The 20698-nt window shown below is 37.9% G+C and carries 17 protein-coding genes; 4 read left to right on the top strand and 13 right to left on the bottom strand.

The genetic code is table 11. The features are described 5' to 3' along the window. From Q0L68_RS05595 to Q0L68_RS05580, 4 genes are all read right to left on the bottom strand, one after another. A partial coding sequence (locus Q0L68_RS05595) for an outer membrane beta-barrel family protein (protein ID WP_296700570.1) occupies nucleotides 1-2093 on the bottom strand: 2093 nt, incomplete at its 3' end. A gap of 160 nt (nucleotides 2094-2253) precedes the next feature. Then, on the bottom strand, nucleotides 2254-2922 hold the full coding sequence (locus tag Q0L68_RS05590; protein WP_296700567.1) for a hypothetical protein: 669 nt from the start codon (nucleotides 2920-2922) through the stop codon (nucleotides 2254-2256). A 40-nt stretch (nucleotides 2923-2962) separates the two neighbouring features. Next, nucleotides 2963-5110, bottom strand: coding sequence for a cation:proton antiporter (locus Q0L68_RS05585; RefSeq protein WP_296700564.1), 2148 nt, complete (start codon nucleotides 5108-5110; stop codon nucleotides 2963-2965). Between the two features lie 21 nt (nucleotides 5111-5131). Then, entirely contained in the window at nucleotides 5132-6088 is a 957-nt protein-coding gene (locus Q0L68_RS05580; protein WP_296700560.1) for a calcium/sodium antiporter, read from the bottom strand. Between the two features lie 195 nt (nucleotides 6089-6283). Between Q0L68_RS05580 and Q0L68_RS05575 the strand changes: the two genes are divergently transcribed. Then, on the top strand, nucleotides 6284-6865 hold the full coding sequence (locus Q0L68_RS05575; protein WP_296700558.1) for a DsrE family protein: 582 nt from the start codon (nucleotides 6284-6286) through the stop codon (nucleotides 6863-6865). Here Q0L68_RS05575 and Q0L68_RS05570 read toward each other — a convergent pair. The 3 genes from Q0L68_RS05570 to Q0L68_RS05560 all read right to left on the bottom strand — a co-directional run bounded on the left by Q0L68_RS05570 (nucleotide 6862) and on the right by Q0L68_RS05560 (nucleotide 11351). Continuing rightward, nucleotides 6862-7665, bottom strand: a complete 804-nt coding sequence (locus Q0L68_RS05570; RefSeq protein WP_296700555.1) for a hypothetical protein — start codon at nucleotides 7663-7665, stop codon at nucleotides 6862-6864. The two genes, Q0L68_RS05575 and Q0L68_RS05570, sit on opposite strands and share 4 nt — an antisense overlap. Before the next feature lie 45 nt (nucleotides 7666-7710). After that, nucleotides 7711-8292, bottom strand: a complete 582-nt coding sequence (locus Q0L68_RS05565) for a hypothetical protein (RefSeq protein WP_296700552.1) — start codon at nucleotides 8290-8292, stop codon at nucleotides 7711-7713. A 134-nt stretch (nucleotides 8293-8426) separates the two neighbouring features. Beyond that, on the bottom strand, nucleotides 8427-11351 hold the full coding sequence (locus Q0L68_RS05560; RefSeq protein WP_296700549.1) for a prolyl oligopeptidase family serine peptidase: 2925 nt from the start codon (nucleotides 11349-11351) through the stop codon (nucleotides 8427-8429). A gap of 160 nt (nucleotides 11352-11511) precedes the next feature. Here Q0L68_RS05560 and Q0L68_RS05555 point away from each other — a divergent pair, with 160 nt between their 5' ends. Further along, nucleotides 11512-12528 carry a hypothetical protein gene (locus tag Q0L68_RS05555; RefSeq protein WP_296700546.1) on the top strand — a complete coding sequence of 339 codons (1017 nt, stop codon included), beginning with the start codon at nucleotides 11512-11514 and terminating at the stop codon, nucleotides 12526-12528. A 30-nt stretch (nucleotides 12529-12558) separates the two neighbouring features. Here the strand turns inward: Q0L68_RS05555 and Q0L68_RS05550 are convergent, their stop codons facing one another. Both Q0L68_RS05550 and Q0L68_RS05545 read right to left on the bottom strand, forming a co-directional pair. Continuing rightward, nucleotides 12559-14265, bottom strand: a complete 1707-nt coding sequence (locus Q0L68_RS05550) for an amidohydrolase (RefSeq protein ID WP_296700544.1) — start codon at nucleotides 14263-14265, stop codon at nucleotides 12559-12561. 63 nt (nucleotides 14266-14328) lie between these two features. Continuing rightward, nucleotides 14329-16413: a T9SS type A sorting domain-containing protein gene (locus Q0L68_RS05545; RefSeq protein WP_296700542.1), complete on the bottom strand. Its 2085-nt coding sequence runs from the start codon at nucleotides 16411-16413 to the stop codon at nucleotides 14329-14331. Nucleotides 16414-16502: 89 nt separating this feature from the next. On the opposite strand from Q0L68_RS05545, the gene murF reads away from it, so the two are divergent. Further along, entirely contained in the window at nucleotides 16503-17798 is a 1296-nt protein-coding gene (gene murF, locus Q0L68_RS05540) for a UDP-N-acetylmuramoyl-tripeptide--D-alanyl-D-alanine ligase (RefSeq protein WP_296700540.1), read from the top strand. Nucleotides 17799-17849: 51 nt separating this feature from the next. Beyond that, on the top strand, nucleotides 17850-18527 hold the full coding sequence (locus Q0L68_RS05535; protein WP_296700536.1) for a DUF2461 domain-containing protein: 678 nt from the start codon (nucleotides 17850-17852) through the stop codon (nucleotides 18525-18527). On the opposite strand, the gene Q0L68_RS05530 is transcribed toward Q0L68_RS05535, so the two are convergent. Genes Q0L68_RS05530 through Q0L68_RS05515 form a run of 4 tightly spaced genes read right to left on the bottom strand, consistent with a single transcriptional unit; the run spans nucleotide 18522 to nucleotide 20505 of the window. Then, nucleotides 18522-19331 carry a Cof-type HAD-IIB family hydrolase gene (locus Q0L68_RS05530; protein WP_296700534.1) on the bottom strand — a complete coding sequence of 270 codons (810 nt, stop codon included), beginning with the start codon at nucleotides 19329-19331 and terminating at the stop codon, nucleotides 18522-18524. The genes Q0L68_RS05535 and Q0L68_RS05530 overlap by 6 nt on opposite strands. Further along, nucleotides 19331-19603 carry a hypothetical protein gene (locus tag Q0L68_RS05525; protein ID WP_296700531.1) on the bottom strand — a complete coding sequence of 91 codons (273 nt, stop codon included), beginning with the start codon at nucleotides 19601-19603 and terminating at the stop codon, nucleotides 19331-19333. The genes Q0L68_RS05530 and Q0L68_RS05525 overlap by 1 nt, the downstream gene beginning before the upstream one ends. 15 nt (nucleotides 19604-19618) lie before the next feature. Beyond that, nucleotides 19619-20053 (bottom strand): hypothetical protein, encoded by a 435-nt coding sequence (locus tag Q0L68_RS05520; protein WP_296700529.1) that lies wholly within the window; start codon nucleotides 20051-20053, stop codon nucleotides 19619-19621. A gap of 26 nt (nucleotides 20054-20079) precedes the next feature. Beyond that, entirely contained in the window at nucleotides 20080-20505 is a 426-nt protein-coding gene (locus tag Q0L68_RS05515) for a hypothetical protein (protein WP_296700527.1), read from the bottom strand. Nucleotides 20506-20698: the final 193 nt, after the last annotated feature.

Below are 20698 nucleotides of genomic sequence, written 5' to 3'. Positions count from 1 at the left end.
TAGGTTTTCGCCTGGAAATCAGCTTCAATATTACTTCCGTCAATATTCGCATGGAAGAAATTCAGGTTCAAATCCAATTTCCACCAATCGTTCACCTTATAATCCGAACTGAACTCTACTCCAAAGGATTTCTCACCGGTTAAATTATACGGAGCGGTTACCGAGAATCCATCATCATTAACTGTTCGGATTCGCTCAATTTTATCAGTAGTATTTCTAAAATAAACAGTTGAGAAAAAAGTCCCTTTTTCAAAATATTTGATATGTCCTAATTCGAAAGAATCCGTGAATTCCGGATCCAAATCCGGGTTTCCACTGAAAAAATTACGTTGATCAGAGAAGGTTACATAAGGGCTCAAGTCATTGTAAACAGGTCTTCGTACTCTTCGGCTGTAACTCAACTGAAAGGCATTTTCTGTTGAAATGTTGTAAGTCAAGTGAGCACTTGGGAATAGATTGGTGTATTTCCGGGGATTACGTTCATTTGTTTCAACTAAGATCGTTTCCACATCAGTATGTTCAGCTCTCAAGCCACCTTGGTAGCTCCATTTCCCAGTTTTATTTCCCAAGATCCCATAAGCAGCCAGGATATTTTCATTGTAAAGAAAAATATTATCTAAACCTGGCAGAGGAATTAACTCCCCAGTTTCATTCTCTTCCGAGACAATAAAGTCATTCTCCATTTCCCGAAAGCTTGTACGGAGACCGGTTTCAAATTTCCCCTCTTTTCCAAAAGGTTTGACATAATCCAGTTGGAGTAAATATTGATTTTCGTACTCGTCATTTAATGAGGTTTGAAGTAAGTCAGAATCGGGAATCAATTGACCACTTGGCGTATAGGCGGATTCAGTAAACTTCTGATCTGATCGCTCCCAATAGTTCAGGTATGTAAAAGCAGTTGTCAACTCATGACCTTTTTGCTCAAAAGTTTTTTTGTAACTGACAATTACCTCTGAATTAGGCTCTGCCTCAGTTTCGTCCTGTTGTCTTAGAGAATAACCCAAATAGGTATCAAAATCATTGAGATAGTCTTCATATCGGATATCTGTAATTCGTCTTCCATCACTTCTTCTCCAGAGGTAAGATGCAGTCAGAATACTATTTTCATTGAAATAATAATCAAGTCCTCCACGGATATTATTATTAAAGCCTTTAAGAATTCCTGAATTGTTTTGACTTAAAATAGAGGTAGATCCATCTTCATTATAAACCTCTTGATATAATTCTTTTACGTTCGGTTGATGTCTCCTAGCCAAACTATAATTAATAAACCAATTGATGCGATTCTTTCGATAATTAAGATTTGTTGAAAAACCGAGGTTGAGAGGGGTGCCGACGATGGCTTCAAAGGATCCGTTGAATCCTTGATTATTATCTTTTTTCAGCACGATGTTGATTACTCCAGCCATTCCTTCAGCCTCATAGCGTGCAGAGGGATTAGTAATTACTTCAACCCGTTCCACCATATTTGCTTGAAGCTGGCGCAATCCTGCTCCTCCCTTAAAGCTTACAAGGCCTGAAGGTTTGCCATCAATCAGAATTCTTACGTTAGAAGAACCTCGAAGCCTGACATTTCCTTCAGGATCAACTGAAACCGAAGGGAGGTTCATCAAAATATCATTGGCAGTTCCGCCTGCGTTTGCAAGATCTTTCCCCACATTAAAAATTCTTTTGTCCAGAGATAATTCCATCATACTTTTCTCTCCTTGGACCACTACTTCATCTAAATCTCCGGCGGTGGCCTCTAGTTCGATGAGTCCTAGGTCAACTTTATTATTGTCTTTTGAAAAAATGATTAGTTCGGACTTGTAGGATTCAAACCCCATAAATTCGACCAAGGTGTAAAATTCCCCCATTGGAACATCTACAGAGAATTTTCCATTCTCTTCCGAAATCCCTCCGGCAACCAAACTATCTTTCTCCGAATAAATTGCCACTGAAGCAAACCCTAATGGATTTCCCGTAGATTTCTCCTGGATTAAACCGGTAAGTTTGACTTTATTTTGCTGGGAAAATCCAAGGGAGCTACTCAAAATGAATAAAAGAGAGAACATTGTTAATTTCCCGAAATTTGATTTAAGGAATGAAGGCATGAGACTAGGCTAGGTTTGAATTTTGAGTAGATTCCAAATCAAATTACGTTTTGGCAATCTAAATGAAAAGATATTCTGAAAACCTTGGAAATCCAGATAATAATTGATCAAAGGCCTTAAAAACCTGATGAATAGATACTTTTTGGGTGAGATTATACTTTTACCTATTACCTGAAAGTATTCCCACTTTTAGACCTAAGGTGAATTGAGGAATGTAATCCCAACCATTGAATCGATATCGACTATTAGCCAAAAAATATTCATCTTCTTTATCTTGATTTGGAGAGATTTCTAGAATAGTTATTTCTCGATATCTAGATCGGATTCCAATCCCAAGGTAGCTGTCTATAAGCAAATTTTGCGATACATATTTCTGCTTACCAAATTTCAATCCAGTACCTAAAACTTGAAAATCAACGTGGGCATTATTATACCAGATTTTATTATTTGAAGTAGATAAATAGTCATCTGTTCGAATAAAGTCCTTATTCACAAAAAATAATTCTAAGCCCCAATAGTACTTTTTAGAATAAAATTTCAGTTCGTTTTTACTCCTCCATAAAGAAAAATCCTCGTTTTTGCCTCTGTCTGAATTAATCCCAAAGATTCCCCCGTTAACACCTATCTCCGATTGAATACTGAATTTTGGACTAAAAAAATATTCAATCCCTCCCTGAATTACGATGGTTTCTGGTTCAAAAAGTGCCAAAGGAGACGTTTTGAAAACCAGTTGATGGTCGAGACCGAGAGATTGTTGGGCAATACTTTTTGAATGAATTATTCCAAAAACTGAAACGAAAAGAACTATAAATAGAACTGCTTTCTGCATAGTTTTCGAAACTAACTATTTTGTTGATTTTAATTAAAATTTATTTTCTCCTCAAGAGAATATCCATGATTTTTTTAATCCCATCAAATCGCTCGATTGGTCCCCCCAGAGATCCATGCATCATGTCCATTGTAGTAAAATGATTAGATTTTGGTTGATTAGGATAGATTAAAATGAAACTATGGTTTTTCAACCAAATATTGATCAGATGCGGTACCTGCTCCAACTGAGGATGATAGGAAGCTTCGCCTTTGCGGCTCAGAATCATGATCAAATTATCATCCGGTTTAAGCAAAATATTGAGATTACCCAGCTCCTCCCAAATAGGGAAAGGTCTAAAATCTAATCGAATTGGATGCTTACTCAATACTTCCAGAAGGTATTCTTTAGTTTCTTCACCGGTATAAAATATCATTCTTGCTCCTGTATTTCTTGCGATATTCCATACTTTCACCAGCCAAAAAGGAAAGCCTAATTCATTTTCTGCTTTTGGAGGAATGAAAACTAAATGTCTTTTATGAGTATCAATTGGCTGATGTGATTTGTAGATAAAGGTGGTGGTATTTGATCTGCTTAAGATTCCCTCAGTCATGTTCCCCAAAAAGCTATCATCTACACCATGTTTTTCATGCAAACCCAAAACCAGATCAGTGATTTTGTTTTCATGAATAATACCACTGATCCCATGCTCCACATTTGAATCATATCTAAGTAATTCGATCAGTGAATGGTCTGTTGCAGCTGCTGCAATACTTGCCCGATTCAGGATTTTTTGAGCTTTGATCTCAGCAGCAGAATCCATCTCCTTAGGATTAATGATACTCAGGCCATACATGGTTGATTTTTTCTTTGGAGATTGTAACAGCACACTGAGTTTTATTAATTCAAGTGCAGTTTCTTCATTTCTAACTGGAATAAGAATTCTTTCGGGAATGTCTTTTTCTGAGGGCTCATCTTTCTGGACTTCAGAAAACAGTAGGTTTTTTGCACCTTCCTGAGCTTCAAATGAAGCAATTGTGCAAGTAATCAGAATCATGACAATCGTACCGTTCAAAATTGATTCTGATAATAGCCGGATAGGTTCACCTGAATCAGATGTGCCAATAATAGTATTGTAACCAATAATGACTGCGGCTAAAGTTGCCGCTGCTTGGGCATTGCTTAATCCGAAGATAATTCTCCGTTCACTTATTGAGAAGTTGAAAGTTTTTTGCGTTGCTAAAGCTGCAAGCCATTTTGCTAAAATAGCAACGGTTGTCATTACCAAAGCAACCCAGAGAGTCTCCCAGCTTTCGATAAATACCTTGAAATCTACCAGCATCCCAACACTAATCAGGAAGAATGGGATGAAAATGGAGTTTCCTACAAATTCTATCCGATTCATCAAAGGAGAGGTATGCGGAATCAATGAGTTGATAGAGAGACCTACCAAGAACGAACCGATGATTGCTTCAATTCCAGCTAGTTCGGCAAGTGAAGCGCCAAGAAAAACTAAAACCAACACAAAGATATATTGGGAAGAATTATCTGAATATTTCTTTAAAAACCATCGACCAATTCTTGGGAAAACAAAAATGATTATTAACGCAAATGCGATTAAAGACAAAATTAGTTTAATCCAAAAAGCAACATTTACTTCACCATTGACTGAACCTATGATGACCGCCAATACCAGCAAAGCCAGCGTATCTGTTATAAGGGTACCTCCAACTGTAATATTAACGGCCCTGTTTTTTCCAATTCCCAGTTTTGAAATCAAAGGATAGGCTATCAATGTGTGCGAAGCAAACATACTCGCCAGCAGTACAGCCGAAATAAGAGATAGATTCAACAAGAATAGCCCGGCAATCACCCCTAAAATCATAGGGATGAGAAATGTATACATCCCGAAAACCAGACTTCTGTTTTTATTCTTTTTGAAATCCTGCAAATCAATTTCCAAACCTGCAAGAAACATGATGTAGAGCAATCCAGCAGTTCCTGAGAGGATGATACCGCTGTCTCTGTCGATTAAGCCAAAACCATTTGGACCCACAATAGCACCTGCTATGATCAATCCCAAAAGCGGCGGTGTTTTGATCCGGTTTAAAAGAATCGGAGCTAGAAGTATGATCAATAAGATCAAAAGAAATTTGATTACCGGATTGGTAATAGGCAATTCTAAGGAAAAAATTGCAGCATATAGCATCCGGTTTCAGTTAGTGATAGATCAAATTTCCTTGCTTATTAAATAAACAGTATAGGCTAAGTAGGTCAACAAAAGAATTGAAGCTTCCCATCTATCCAAACTCTTTCTTTTCCCGGTAAACATTGCAATAAAAAGAAAAGCAGTTCCGCCCAATAAAATATAGATATCTGTATTGAAATCGATTTTATATTCCAGTGGGCTGATCAATGAGCTTACTCCTAAAATCAGGAAGATGTTGAAAATATTAGAGCCGATGATGTTTCCGATTGCGATGTCGTTGTTTTTTCTCAAGGAAGCAACTACTGAGGTGGCAAGTTCTGGAAGTGAAGTTCCGGCAGCGATGATCGTCAAACCAATGATTTTTTCACTGACTCCTAGAGATTGGGCCATTGCTACTGCATTATCCACTACGAGTTTTCCTCCGATTACAAGTCCTGCAAGGCCAAATAAAATAAACCCCCAGATTTTTTTGTTAGAATAATCTTTTTGAGGAACCGAGTCAGCACTTGGATCAGATTTCAGCTGAGTAAAAACGTAGTAGAGAAAAATGGTAAAAAGAGCCAGAAGGATAATTCCATCCACCCAAGAAAGAGAAGCAGCATTGTCCGAGAATAAATTATTTGCCAAAACCAAAAGTACGATCGCCGCAAAAAGTGAAAAAGGGATTTCTTTCCAAACAGTGCTTGACTGCACCGATAAAGGAACAATCAACCCGGCGATGCCAAGAATTATAAATAGGTTGAAGTTATTAGAACCGATCACGTTACCAAAAACAATATCCGGAGACCCTCCAGCTGAGGCTATTGAGTTAACCACTAACTCAGGGGCAGAGGTGCCAAAGGCAACTATCGTAAGACCAATTGCCAAATCTGATACATTATTTTTCTTTGCTAAAACAGATGCACCATCAACTAACCAATCCGCTCCTTTTACCAGAAGAACCAATCCAAAAACCAACACTAGAACTTGAATAATCATAAGCAATCTGCTGAAGTTTTCAATTAAAAAACCGAACAAAAGTAGATTGAAAAAAAGTAATAATTTAAGCAGAAGAACAAATATATTTTTGGTCTTAAATGTCAATTTAAAACCAAAACCAAGCCTCATTTTTCAGATAGTTTGGATTCGATATTTTTATACTTATTTTTCTAAATCATTTTTAATCAAATATTTATGAAAAAGTTTATCCTCCCCTTTACTGTGATTTTTTTCGCACTAAGTTTTACCTGTTTCGGTCAAGAAGACATTCCTCCCCATATCAAAGACCATATTACCTATCCAGCATTAAATTTTTCTACCTGGATAGGAGTAATGCCGGTTTCTGATCCTGCCATGACTTATAATCCTGAATTGGATTATAAAATAGCTTTGGACTTATATGGAACTGTTAAAGATTCCTCTACTGTGCATTCTGCAATTTTAGAAGTTGCCCGAACATATAATTTAAATATTGCCAATGGAGTACCTGCGGAAGAGATCCAACTTGCTGCTGTGATCCATGGAGGTTTAGTCCAAGCAATCTTAAATGAGAAAGAATACGAAGCTAAATATGGAATATCCAATCCAAACCTAGCAGCGATTAAAGCACTAGAAGAAGTTGGGGTGAAATTTTACGTATGTGGCCAGAGTATGGGGTTTTTAAATGTAGGAGGGGAAAAAATTACTCCGATGGTAAAAATGGCGATTTCTGCTAAGACTACTTTTGTTACGTTGGATCAAATGGGTTATTCCTATCTTAATGTCAGTGATGATTAAACTTCTTTTAACCCCTTTCTTTTAAGGAATGGAGATTGTTTTCTATTAATAAACCCATGGTAGGCAGACGCTAAAATTAAAATTGAGGCACATATTAATGCTGTTGTCTTTAGCAGTTCTATGGAATTCCAATGTCTAACGGCAATTGCGAAAATTGCCCAAGCTCCGACCATTGCGAACTCTCTCATATTTCTAGTAAAAATCATAAAGAGATTAACACTTGTTGCGATTATGATCATGATGATCGTCCAAGTAATTTCAGAAAATGGACCTGTCCAACTGATTTTAGCCAAATAAGCTGAAATGTTAGCAATAGTGGCTACTGCAATCCACCCACTGTACAGACAAATTGGCCACCAAAGCCAGATAATGATAGATCTAGGAGCATCCCATTTCTCCATATTGGTGTTCAAAATAATAATAACCAACGAAGTCAAAATACCAAGCATCACGACCACACTTAGCCCTGTTTGTTCCATCAGCCAAAAGTATAGCCAAAGGGCATTTCCAATGTTGGTCATGATTAAATAGGGCCCAACCTGAGAGATAAAATCTGAATTTTTTGATTTGCTAAATGCCCTTGAAATAAAGAAAACAGCCTGCGCTAAAAGTGATAAGAAAATTATTCCCCAGATAGAAAAAGCATATCCTGCGGGAGTAAATAGGTTTTCGTATTGAGAGCTTAAAGAGCTAACCGTGTTCCCATTTAATCCTTTTGAACCTACCCAATAATTCCAAAAGACCACTAATGAAATCACGATTAAATTTAGAAGGGAATATGTTTTGTGGGAAAATTTCATGTTCTTTTCATTTGGGTATGTTTCTATTTAAAGAACGAAATTATTTCATTCTATTTCAACTATTGCATTTCTCACGTTGCCATGAAATTCATTGATGGCTTTGGTGTGGAAGTAGGGGTAGATGATCTTATCCCGAAACCAAGAGCCACTTCGATAAAAAGTCTTGTGAGACACTTCAGTTTTTCCATTGGGCAAAGTTTTGAACCGGATGAATTGTGAGCCCTCAGATTTAGAGTTTTCCAGATAACAGATTCGGATCAGCTTTTTTGATTTGTCTACTTCCATTACTTCATGCCCAACAGTAAGCTTAATTGCTCCATTGAAAATATGCAAATTAAGAATGATGACCTGTCCAACTCCCATTCCTCCCAGATATTCTTGGCCAGGGAAAATTTCCTCTCCAGTTTCTCTTGAATAAAGTTGATTGAAATGAATCATTCTTCCAGCCCATGCTTTGGCAGGATCAATAGAAACATAAGTTTCCCATACCTGATCGAAGGATTGATCATATATATACTTTTCAAAATGCTCGTGATAATTTGGGTCAGACTCTGAATAGCAAATAGAATTCAATTGAGCGTAAAGGGATTTATGCTCATTAATTAGTTCGGGCTTGGGAGAATTCATGAAGTCTAATATGCTTGAGTTTTGAACGAGTACTTTGTCACATTGAGCGGAGTCGAAATGTGACGTTTAGGTCACAAATTAACTTCGACTCCGCTCAGCCTGACAAATAGGAAACTTGATAATCTTATATGAAATTAAAATGCTCTCTTTTCGAGATGCTCATCCAAATCCAGTTTATCAATGCCTTTGGATAACCATACTGGAGCTTCTTCACCTTTCAAATGATGGTTAAAGAATTCCATCATTCTCACGGAATAATCCTTCCGGTTTTCCGGTTTACCCAATCCATGATTTTCACCTTTGTATTGAACTAAAACAACTGGCTTTTTTAATCTTCTCAAAGCAGAATAATATTCGATACCCTGAGTGAAATCTACTGCACCATCTTTGTCATTGTGAAGCATCAGAAGGGGGGTAGTTACATTTTTAACATGGTAAACCGGGCTATTTCTCTCGTAAGATTCCCAGTTTTCCCAAGGCCCGCCAGTAAATCTACCCTGTGAAGCTTCGAAAATGGACATATTTCCACCGCCTGAATTCCAATAGATCAAATCATACATGGAAATCATATTGGTCAAAGGCGCTCCTGCTGCGGCAGCCTTAAACATATTTGTCTGCGTAATCAAGAATGCTGTCTGATAACCTCCCCAAGAATGACCATGAATCCCGATATTATTTTCGTCAATGACACCTGTTTCTATTGCTGCTTTTACCCCTGGGATCACGCACCATACTGCTGACATTCCAGGATCATCCATGGTGTAAACGATATCTGGAATAAATACAGCAAAACCATTACTGGTGTATAGATTCGGATTCCAACCTGTTCCTCCAAAAGCGGGCTCGGACCAATTGTGTCTGGTCTGCGAAAGCTTTTCATAATAATAAATCATGGTTGGATATTTCTTTCCTTCTTCATACCCAGCAGGCAGGAATAAGGTGCCTTGAAGTTTCACTCCTTTGTCAGAAACGTAATCAACCAGTCTAGTTCCGGCAGACCATGAATACTTAGAAGCATCTGGTGCATTTTCGGTTACTTGCTTTCCATCAGATAAGCTGGCATCACTCAGGTAATATTGAGTAGGTTCGTTGAATTTCTCTTTGGTATACACATAAAAAGGTGCTTTATCAGCCTTTTGTAGGCCAGCAATGTTAGCATCTTCCCAAATCAATTTCTCTGTTCCTGCTACAAGTCCACCCTTTTTCGCTGGATTTATTTTAGCGATTCCACTTTTCTTGGTCCATTCTCCATACATACGGATGTATTGAGGTTGGCTCAAGTCAAGTCCTTTTTCATCTGGATCCAATCGGAAGCGATATTGATATCTGATATTTTCTGTTCGACCATCTTGGGTCAAATTGATACCTTTTTCTTTGCCTTCTTTTACTGGGATCTGCCAAATGTCCCATCCATCACTGATTAAGACATAATTGTCATCAGAAGACCAGCCTAAGGAGCTATGCAATGGTTTTTTTACATTGTGATCATCCTCTTCGTCCACAAAACTTACCGGTAAACTCGCGGTCAGATTGTATTCTTCTCCATTTGCAATGTCATAGATATAGTAATTTCCATCATAACCATAAATCAATTTGGTTCCATCCGTAGAAGGTCTTGGGTAGGAAGAGAAATTAGGAAGATAAAAATTAGTGAAGAGAGTTGATTTTTCACCGGTCTTCAAATCAACCAAATAAAAATCCCGATAATTCTGACCATCTAAATTTATATCCAATTCATATTTTTGAAGGTCAGACCCTAGGGCATATTTTTCTTTTGGTAAAATGCTCAAGTCTCTCAAGCTGCTATCCTGAAGCTGAATGTGCTTTCCAGAAGCCACATCATACATTGCATAGAAACTATAATTCTTGTCCATGTTTTCAAGGACTTGCTGTCTTGACTGAAGACGGCTATCATTCCAGTGCCAAATGGTCATATCTGGTTTGTCTGCGTCGTTTTTCTTGGGTTCAGTTTTGGTAGTATCCAGTTTTGCAATTGCTTTTTGTAAATCTTTGATGGAATGAATGGAAGTGTCAGCCATGATTTTTTTCATTGCAGCTGACTCTGCCATTGCTACTGAGTCTTTATCCAGTTCTTTTTTAGGCTCTTCTTTTTTTGCCAAAACCAATGGGTGAATTCCATAGAATAGTCTGGTCAAGTCTTCGGACCACATAGGTCTTCTATTGGGACTGATGGTATAATCTTGATCAAAACCTGTAGAATCTTTCTTAGGATCATAGACAGTCACTTGAGGAGTGGAAAGGTTTTTTACCCCGATCACTTTGCCATGATCTTGTTTGTATTTCTTGTCTTCGACTAATTTCAAAGCTGCAAAAGCATCTCCTTTTTCTGTCCAGTTGAGCGATTTATAACTCGCTTCATCATTGTCCAAAATCTGAGTGCTGTTATTGGTAAGGTTCATCAGGTAAATACCATTTCCTGATTTGTTGGCCGCATCGACAGTATAGGCTAGATAAGTTCCTGGTTTGTTAAAGGAAAATTCCAATACATTTCCTAGGGTCAGAGCCTTTTTAGAATTCAGGTTGTAAATCAATAAATCTGAACCTTTGGCATCTCCATTCCCCTCTTTGGGAAGATTGATAGCTAAGACGGAGGAACCTTCATTGTTGAAGGAAAAAGTACTCACCTTTTCCCAGGTTTTTTTATCCTCTGTACCGAGCTTGATCAGATGTAACTTATCAGAGAGCGGTTTTCCTTTAGATTTTTTGTTGTTCTCCTTTTCGGCAAATTTTGGATCCTCTTTAAAAGCAATCCATTTAGAGTCTTTGCTAAATACTACTTGTTGTCCAGTCACCCCTCCGATATCATAGGATTTTTTGCTTTCGGGATCTCCAGCTTTTTCGACGTAGAGTTTTCCATCGCCTTCCATTTGAACAATGGTATAAGCTATCCATTGGCCATCTGGGGAGATATCAAATCCTCCACGGTTTAGATATTTCCAAGTAGGTATGTCCTGCCAAGTAATGGGTTTTAGTTCTTGGGCAATTACAAAGCTTGAAAGAAAGCAAAGTGCCCAAAGAGTGAGTAGATGTTTATGCATTATTTTTATTCTTTTTTTAGAATGGGAAAATAGGAAAAAATATCGAGTATGGCTGTTTAGGGGCGAGGCCAGATTTATGGAATGTTAAATCTTTAAAGAATTTCAAAAATCATTTACAAAAAAAACTTTTAGTTATATTTCTTGTGCTAAATCAAAGGCTATGAAAAGAACCTCATTTTTATTGAGTTTTATTCTCATTTTCCTCACTTCTTCTTGTTGGTGGTTGAATCCAAAATACTCAGAAGGTTATTTTCCCAGTGATGTCACCAATTTCGAATCATTAAATACTTCTTACAATGATTACAATATGGATATCCGAATCCTTTTTCACGAAATGGATATTCTCTTTTCTTCAGATAGGAATAGCAAAGGAGCAACTCATTATGATTTGGTGGGAAATAAAGTGGTTTTTTCCTGGGATCAGGAAGAGGGAATATTTACTGAATCTGCGATTAATGGCGGAAGTCAAGCAAAAAGCTTGGCTGAATCCACAATTTCAATTTTTAATGAAAGGGGACCCTATACGTTTGGAGAGCCTGAAAAGGGAAGTTTTCTGCTTTTTAGTAGGGATGATCAAGGCTACTTTACGATTCATGCAAAAGCTTTTCAGATTCCTTACAATGTCAGTACAACTCAGGAAATCTTTGAGGGTGAGGAATCCTTCAGAATTCTTTCTGAAAGAGGGAATGAACTGTATCCCAGCTTTTATGGAGAAAATTTTGAAAAGGTAAATAATCTTGGCTCTAGAAATAAAGCTGAAAAGCTTATCCTTTCTTCGGATCAGGATGGCAAATATGATATTTATGAAATTGAGATTCCAGATGGTGTGGAGATAATGGATTTTTTGAGAAATGGAGAATTAAAATCAGGAATAAAACTTCCTTTCAACTCATCTGGAAATGATCATGCTCCATTTGTAAGTAAGTCCCGAATGGTTTTTGCCTCGGATAGACCTGGGGGGTATGGAGGCTATGATTTATACTATTCTGATTTTAAAAGTGGAAAATGGTCTGAACCTCAAAATTTTGGTCCGGATATCAATACGGAGTTTGATGAGTTTAGGCCAATCATCGACCCTGCACCATATTTCAAGAATTCGGTGATGATTTTCTCTTCCAATCGTCCTGATGGCCTGGGTGGTTTTGATTTGTATTATGTGGGAATTCCAAAGTATTAACTCAAAATTGACTGCCCACTGAAACACTGCTTACTGAACACTGTAAACTATTTTCCCTCCCACAATTGTCATCATCACTTTGCTTTTCAAAATGTCCGCATCGGGAATTTCCATGATGTCTTTGTCAAAAACAGTAAAGTCAGCAGCTTTTCCCACTTCTATTGAACCTTTGTAATTCTCTTCAAACTCCGCGTAAGCCCCATCTAAAGTATAAGATTTCAATGCCTCTTGACGAGTCATTTTTTGACTTGCTTCATAGCCACCTTCAGGGGTGCCCTCCAAAGTCTGTCTACTTACGGAAGCAAAAAACGAAGGGATCGGATCCACGGGTTCAACAGGAGCATCTGTTCCATTCGCTACTACTGCACCACTTTTCATCAGTTTCTGCCATACATAGGCTCCATCAACAATTCTTTCTTCACCTAATCTATCGATAGCCCAAGGGCGATCCGAACTCAAATGAATGGCTTGCATCGCAGCAATCACTCCCAATTCCCCAAAGCGTGGAATGTCATCTGGGTGTATATGTTGTGCATGCTCAATGCGAAATCTCAAGTTTTTAGCATCTGGATATTTTGCAAAAGCTGCTTCATAACGATCCAAAACTTCCTGATTTGCTCTATCGCCAATGGCATGAGAGCATACTTGAAAACCTAATGGAATTGCTTTTTCTGAAACCTCGGTGACTACTTCCATGGGAAGTGTTTCATGACCTCGATGTCCAGGTCGATCCGTATAATCTTCTAGCAACCAAGCCCCTCGAGGTCCTAGAGCTCCATCGCAATTTAGTTTAATGGATCTCACAGTAAGCATATGATCCGCAGTATCGATCATGGGGCCTTTTATATACCATTCTTCCAAAAGCTCAGGAGATCTCCCTGTGAGCATCACATAATGCCTTGAGGTAAGCTTTCCTTCTTCTTTGAATTTTTGAATCAAATCAATCGTCTCTTGTCCACTTCCCGCATCGTGGAAACTTGTAATGCCTTTTTCTGCCAATTCCTTTAATGCCAAAGTCAAAGCTTCTTCGGCTCTTTCTGGGGTTTCTTGAGGAACTAACCTTCCAACTAAACCCGAGGCTCTTTCGGTCAGCACTCCTGTAGGGTTTCCTAAATCGTCTAATATGATTTCCCCTCCTTCTACCTCTCCGGGTCGCTCTCCAGTCAGATTTGTAATGCCTGCCATATCTAAAGCTTTATCATTTGCAAAGCTTGCATGACCACTGGCATGTCTTAAGAAAACAGGATTGTTAGGGGAAACTTCATTTAATTGATCGTTGGTTTGAAAACCTTTCACGATGGTTTTTGGCTTTTCAATCCATTTGTCCTGATGCCATCCCCGACCTGTGATCCAGTCACCAGGATTTGCTTTTTCGACTGCTTCAGCAACTTTCTCCACCAGCTCATCATAGGTTTTGACGTACATCAGGTCCAGCTCTAACTTATTATACCCTATTCCCATTAGATGAGCGTGGGATTCAATAAGGCCTGGTGTCATAGTCATTCCCAATAAATCCACGACTTGTGTTTCATCTGAAATGTATTGGCCGATTTCTTCCGAACTTCCGACAGCTAGAATCAGCCCGTCTTTTACAGCCACAGCTTCAGCCTTTGGATTGGAGTCATCCACTGTATAAACGATTCCATTGGTGAAAACTAGGTCTGCTGGTTCTACAACATTAGTAGAGCAGCTAAATAGAAGGAGAGCTGAAAAAAGAATCGAGTAAAATTGCTTCATGGTTGGTTTTATATGCTTCGATGAATCTAAGCCATAAAAACCATTTGTCAAAGAAGATGAGTTTTACTTAATCCAGATTTTCCTGGAAGTTGTGAAACTGCCATTTACTTCAAGTTGAATAATGTATAAAGCCGGAGGTAAAAAGCCTGCCTGTATTTCCAGTTCCTGATTAACTGGGATTTCAATATTTTCCAGCATGATCTGCCCCAGAGAGTTGATGAGTCTCGCCTTCGCTGGCAAATTGGAAATGATTTTGATCGGACCTTCGCTTGGGTTGGGATAGATCTTGAGTCTGAATTCGGTTTCACCGGGAGGAACATTATTTTCTGATTTCAGATAGATTAATCCTCCAGCTCTTGTTCCCAAAATCAAATCCGGTGCCTCTTCAAAAAGTGGATTTATGATTGCTATCCAAGTATTTCTGCCTAATCTGGTGGGGAAATTTTGATTCTCGATTTCAATTAAAATATTTGATCTCACAGACGAATTCATGAAATCAGATATTTTTATCAATTCCCCGTTTTGATCTATTGCAAAAAGGTCTGGATTAGGTTTGGACTGAACAGCAATCGATAAGTTCCGGTTGGCAGGATTATCCGAAAAGCCTAAGAAATCCTCTTCAAACAAGGATGCGGATAAGTTTCCAAAATCAAACTGATATAAATCCAAACTACCGTTTTGGGATGCCACTAGTAAATAATCCTTAGATTGATAAGCAAAGAATTGAAGAAAATCACCTCGATTCGGTTGATATCCATCAATTGAGACTGGCAAATATTCAGTCTGGGAATCATTCAATTCAAAAATCAATTGGGTGGGAATTCCATTTTCAATTGAAATACCACTCATGAAATTATGGTGAGTTCCTTGCTGATCATTGAATAAAATATTTTGAACATCGATCAAATTAAGATCATCCATTAGGGGATTGATAACGTCAATTTTTTGAAATGTTCCATTGTTTAATTCAAAAATGGATTGTTTGCTTAAAACCCGATCATTTACTTTTTGATTGGAGGTGGCAAAAATTGACCCAGCACTTTTGTTTCCACTATAAAAAGGTCTGCTGTTTTCTCCAAGATCGACCATTTGATCCTGAAGAAAATTAAAATCTATTTCAGCATTTCGATCAATTTTCACAATTGATTTTTCAAAGTCAATTCCAAAAATAGGTGCAGTTTCATTGGTGTTGAGACTAATAATTAATTCCTCCTCGATTTCCTGAGCTGAGTGAAAGATCGGGAATTGAGGTAAGTTTCCATATTGGGGAAGGTCATTAGAAAAGCTCTGAAAATCTGCTTCTTTCTCAGATCCGAAATTTGGTAAGTAATAGAGGATATCGCATTCATCCCTACCCAAAACAAGATCAGAAATTCCGTCTCCGTCAAAATCTCTATACAAAATAGAATGTCCTCCAGCGTGCTGAATCCGATTGCTTTCCATGTCTAAAATCCGAAGATCAATTCCGGAACAAGTTTCACCAAAGGAAATATCTCCACAACCACAAAACACGATATTACCCCAGAAAGTCTCCGGGAAAGCAAAGCCATCCACATCAGAATTTCCTTTTCGGTCTACGCTAGTATTTTCATAAAACTCTAAATAATCTCCTGAAGCGAAATTGAAAATAACCAAATCGAGATCCCCGTCATCATCTAAATCCTGAATCAGTGGGGTATCCAGATTATTTGCCTGGATATTTCCAGACCCGTCAATTTTTAAGAAGTTTTGAGCTACCTCCCAGGAAATATTTCCGCCTTGACTTGTGTTTTTATAGGCCTTAATACCTAGTGGTGTGGAGGTGAAAAGGTCTTTTTTGCCATCTTGATCAAAATCAGCCAAAACTAAAAAACCTGCAATATCTTCTGGGAAAAAGTAGGTCAATTCTGGTAAATGGATAAAAATTTCCCCTTGCTTTTTATATACCTGAAGCTGCCTGGAGTTGATATCCCAAATCACCCATTCTTCTATTTGATCTCCATCCAAATCGATGGTTTGAATTTGGGCTGAATTGATACCTCCAGAAAAAGGTGAACTTAGAGTTTTTCCCTCTTGAATAATTGATATGGAATGATCAAGTGAATAGATTTCTTGTGCAGAGAGGCGAAAAGAAAAAAGTAGAAATAAGAGAAATAGTGTTTTTCGCATTGGTAATGACAGAAATCTAAAATTAATACGGATGTATCTCCTCAAAGATGTGAATGATTCGTTTATTTTGGGAATAAAATTCCCGTAAAATGAATCTTTCTATACTTTATCAACTTTTCAAGAAAAGCACAGGAATCAGTACTGATACCAGGAAAATAGAGCCTGGGAATATTTTTTTCGCTTTAAAAGGTCCGAATTTCAATGCGAATGAATTTGCGCCAAAAGCTTTGGAAATGGGGGCTTCATTGGTGGTAATTGATGATCCGGCTTTATTTATTGAAGATGATGAACGCTATTTTTTGGCGAAGGATTCTTTGAAGATGCTTCAGGACCTTGCAAATCATCATCGGAAGCAGTTAACAATTCCAGTGATCGGATTAACAGGATCCAATGGAAAAACGACTTCCAAGGAATTATTATTGGCAGTTTTGCAGACCAAGTTTAAAACCGTAGCGACAGTTGGAAACTTGAATAATCACATTGGAGTACCCTTGACTTTATTATCTATTCCAGAAAATGCTGAAATGGCCATCATAGAAATGGGAGCCAATAAACAAGGAGATATTGAAGAGTTATGCCTAATAGCCGAGCCGACTCACGGTTTCATTACCAATATTGGAAAAGCTCATTTGGAAGGTATGGGAGGACCGGAAGGTGTTTTAAAAACAAAAACAGAATTGTTCCAATTTCTAAGAGCAAATAAAGGAAAGGTTTTTATTAATTCTCAGGATCCCATTTTGTCGAACATGGCAAAGCGATTCGAAAATCCAGTGATGTATCCGGCAAAAGGAGATTTTTGTGAGGTGAATTTCATTGAGTCTAATCCATTTGTGAAGTTTTCTGTAGAGGGCGATAATCGAGTGTTTTTAAGTGCATTGATAGGAGCTTATAATTTTGGGAATATTGCCACAGCACTTACATTGGGTAAGTTTTTTGGGGTTCCTATGGAAGAGGCGGTTAAAGCAATTGTTTCTTACAAACCTTCTAATATGCGCTCTCAGCTAATCGAAAAAAGAAGCAATTTGATCATTTTGGATGCTTATAACGCCAATCCATCAAGTATGGAAGTGGCAATCCGGACATTTGGAGAGATGACCGGCAAAAAGCATAAGATGATTATCTTGGGAGATATGTTTGAGTTGGGAGATCATGCTGATGCAGAACATGCCAAACTAGGTGAAATAGTAAGTGAGTATCAAATCGATAAGGTGTGTTTTACGGGGAAATTAATTGCATCCGCACTGACTAAAGCTCCTAAAGCACTTTATTTCCCAGATCCTTTTTCGTTTAGAAACTGGCTTCAGGACAGTCATTTGGAAGATTATCTGATCTTGATCAAAGGAAGCAGAGGAATGAAGCTCGAAGGATTGGTGGATTTTATATAAACCATATCGCAGATTTTGTAGTTAGAAAGTTCAACATTAACCAAAGAAAAAATGCGTCCATATTTAGACTTTTTATCCCAGCTCGCCGAAAATAATTCCAAAGAATGGATGGATGCAAACAAGAAATGGTATTTGGAATGTAAAGCAGAATTTCTAGAAGATGTCTCGGTTGTTTTGAAAGGATTGGCTGAGAGAGAGCCTGTTTTTGAAGCATTTAAACCCAAAGATTGTGTGTTTCGCCAGAATAGGGACGTTCGCTTTTCAGAGAATAAAAATCCGTATAAAACTAATTTTGCAGCTTATTTCTCTCCAAAAGGTAAAAAATCAGAAGGGCCAGGATATTATTTACACGTTCAGCCCGGACAATCATTTATAGGAGGAGGAATTTGGATGCCAATGGGAGAGACTTTAAAAAAGATCAGAAAAGAGATTGATTATTCGGGTTCTGAATTGAAGAAGATAGAAAATGATCCGAAATTCAAAAAGACATTTGGTGAGATTCAGGGTGAGAAATTAAAAACCAGCCCCCGGGATTACGATATCGACCATGAATTTATCGAATATTTAAAACTAAAAAGCTTTACGGTAACTATTCCTCTAAAAGATCAGTCCATCAACAATGGGCAGTTTATTACTTTGGCTTTGGAATGTTTCAATACTATGCGACCATTTCAGGACTTTCTTACAAAGGCAGTTGAGGAAGTAGAAGACGGGTCTGGGATTCTATAAAAATAGCTTCTCCAAGGTGGCGGCAACTCCATCTTCTTTATTATGAAGAGTTATCTCTTTGGCCACAGCCTTCACTTCAGGTCTGGCATTTGCTACTGCGACCCCATATCCGACCGATTGAAGTAAGTCAATGTCATTATAATTGTCTCCAAAAGCAATGACTGATTCCATTCCAAAATCAAAAGAATGGTCCAATATTTTTTTGAGTCCAGTAGCCTTTGAAATGGCTTTAGGAGCGATTTCAAGGTATGTATCACTGGATCGATATAAGTGAAGGTCTTTAGAATACTCAAAATGGAGTTCTCCAAAAAGCCAGGAAATTTCTTGTGAATCACCCATACACATCACTTTATGAGCACCGGAATTATCCTGAGTCCAAAGCTTTATCACTTCGGAAAAAGGAAGCCAGGTACAAGTGGTTTTGGTGTTCCTGATTTCTCTTTGGGACCAGTAATCATCTTTTTCCTCGTACCAATTTTCTCCCTGATAGAGACTGACGTGGATTTCGGATTTTTTAGTGAGTTCAACGATTTTCTGAACCAATTTTAAAGGAATGGTTACCGAATCTAGGATTTCTCCAGCTGCACTGAGCACATATCCTCCATTGTAACTCACAAGAGGCTGATCTACTTTGCCAAGGTCTTTGACTAAATGTCTCATGGCGTTCGGCATTCTGGAACTCGCTAGAATGACAGGGAAATCAGCTTTTAATTTGTGAATAATAGCTTTTAATCTTGGAGAAAGATCCCTGTCGGAGTTGAGTAAAGTGCCATCAACATCGGAACAAAAGGCTTTTATTTCCATTAATCGAATTCGGACCAGTCGACGCCATCTGCAAAATTGGTAAAAAAACTAAAACCAATGATTGCAATAAAAATCATCACTATAGCGAAAATAATAAGATTCACTATTAGCTCAGCTTTTGCCCAATTTGATTTATCCGGGTCTGTATTAGTGTCGACCGCCCAAACTATCAGCATGATAAAACCGATTAAAGGGAGTCTCTTGATTATTACTGAAATAATCCAATCGCCAAGAGTCATTTTAGGCTTTTTGAATTCAGGTGGCATTTCCATAGTCTTGTGATTAAGTTAAAAGTCTTTGGTATCAAAAGTATACTCTTGCATAGCAATATTCTCAGGATTGCTTGGGTCGGTTTGGATAAATTGAACTGTGATCTGTCGATAATTTTCCGAATTTTCGAAATCTCTTAAATAGATTTCAGCACATTTTCGAGCAAGGATTTCAGGTTGGTTCCCAAGTTTGACAGGATCCCCATTTTCAAGCTTAAGGAATATGGTGGACTCTGTGTGGTCATCAACAGTAGAACTATTGAGTGCCACACTCATGCCTTGAAAATCTCCTAATGCTCTTATTTCTTCCGAAGGTAAAAAGCCTTCACCCATCATACTTTCCATCCCTTTTAATGCGAATTTTGCAATGTTTTCTGGGTTGCATGAACATGAATTTAGCATGAGGACTGCAAAGGAAGTACTAAAAAAAAGAAGTAAATTTCTTTTGATCATGAGAAAAGATTTCAAGCAAGATACAATTACTCTTCAGTCTTTTCAACTAGCAATTGGATACTGTAATCTTTTTCTGTGTAAGATTTAGTGGTATTAGGGTATGGAATAACCTCTTTTAAACTGATTTTGTAATTTCCAAAAGTCACCTCGGAGGGAATATTTCTAAAAGTTGGATAAGTACTAAGAAGGAAAGTCTCTTCGGTTGCATTGACCGAAATAAATACTTCAACTTCAGCGAGTCCCTGCCAAATGCAAACTACATTTTCGGGGCATCGTGAGTCTTCTGTGACTTTTGAAAAGGAGAGTGTAATAGGTTCAGTGCAAAAGGCGATTGTTTCTCCTACTTGGATTTCAAATGATTTACCTAGCTGATATGATTCGCATGGATTCTCGCTTTCGCAAGAAATCAAACCTAGAACCATCAAAAGCAAAAACATTGGGTATCGTTTCAATTTAGAGGATTTTATTTTGAAGTTAATACGAATTCTTGTCTTCTAATGCTACAGGGTTCTTGAAAATAAATAGAGGGTAAGGGTAATGAGAATGGACGCAGGTTCACTTTATGCAAAAAAATCAAAAGCTGTAAAACCAAAAAAGCCTCATATTTCTATGAAGCTTTATGTGGAGAATAACGGTCCGCGATAG

This window comes from Algoriphagus sp., from assembly GCF_024642405.1.
Taxonomy (GTDB): Bacteria; Bacteroidota; Bacteroidia; order Cytophagales; family Cyclobacteriaceae; genus Algoriphagus.
Note: the sequence above shows the minus strand (reverse complement) of the source record. Positions and strands in the feature narration are given on the sequence as shown.

Bases quoted from the DNA above. Each gene is read 5' to 3' on its own strand.
- Q0L68_RS05535 (WP_296700536.1), top strand. From the start codon at position 17,850: ATGCGTCCATATTTAGACTTTTTATCCCAGCTCGCCGAAAATAATTCC.
- Q0L68_RS05525 (WP_296700531.1), bottom strand. From the start codon at position 19,603: ATGGAAATGCCACCTGAATTCAAAAAGCCTAAAATGACTCTTGGCGAT.
- Q0L68_RS05565 (WP_296700552.1), bottom strand. From the start codon at position 8,292: ATGAATTCTCCCAAGCCCGAACTAATTAATGAGCATAAATCCCTTTAC.
- Q0L68_RS05575 (WP_296700558.1), top strand. From the start codon at position 6,284: ATGAAAAAGTTTATCCTCCCCTTTACTGTGATTTTTTTCGCACTAAGT.
- Q0L68_RS05570 (WP_296700555.1), bottom strand. From the start codon at position 7,665: ATGAAATTTTCCCACAAAACATATTCCCTTCTAAATTTAATCGTGATT.
- Q0L68_RS05585 (WP_296700564.1), bottom strand. From the start codon at position 5,110: ATGCTATATGCTGCAATTTTTTCCTTAGAATTGCCTATTACCAATCCG.
- Q0L68_RS05545 (WP_296700542.1), bottom strand. From the start codon at position 16,413: ATGCGAAAAACACTATTTCTCTTATTTCTACTTTTTTCTTTTCGCCTC.
- murF (WP_296700540.1), top strand. From the start codon at position 16,503: ATGAATCTTTCTATACTTTATCAACTTTTCAAGAAAAGCACAGGAATC.
- Q0L68_RS05555 (WP_296700546.1), top strand. From the start codon at position 11,512: ATGAAAAGAACCTCATTTTTATTGAGTTTTATTCTCATTTTCCTCACT.
- Q0L68_RS05530 (WP_296700534.1), bottom strand. From the start codon at position 19,331: ATGGAAATAAAAGCCTTTTGTTCCGATGTTGATGGCACTTTACTCAAC.
- Q0L68_RS05560 (WP_296700549.1), bottom strand. From the start codon at position 11,351: ATGCATAAACATCTACTCACTCTTTGGGCACTTTGCTTTCTTTCAAGC.
- Q0L68_RS05550 (WP_296700544.1), bottom strand. From the start codon at position 14,265: ATGAAGCAATTTTACTCGATTCTTTTTTCAGCTCTCCTTCTATTTAGC.
- Q0L68_RS05590 (WP_296700567.1), bottom strand. From the start codon at position 2,922: ATGCAGAAAGCAGTTCTATTTATAGTTCTTTTCGTTTCAGTTTTTGGA.
- Q0L68_RS05520 (WP_296700529.1), bottom strand. From the start codon at position 20,053: ATGATCAAAAGAAATTTACTTCTTTTTTTTAGTACTTCCTTTGCAGTC.
- Q0L68_RS05580 (WP_296700560.1), bottom strand. From the start codon at position 6,088: ATGATTATTCAAGTTCTAGTGTTGGTTTTTGGATTGGTTCTTCTGGTA.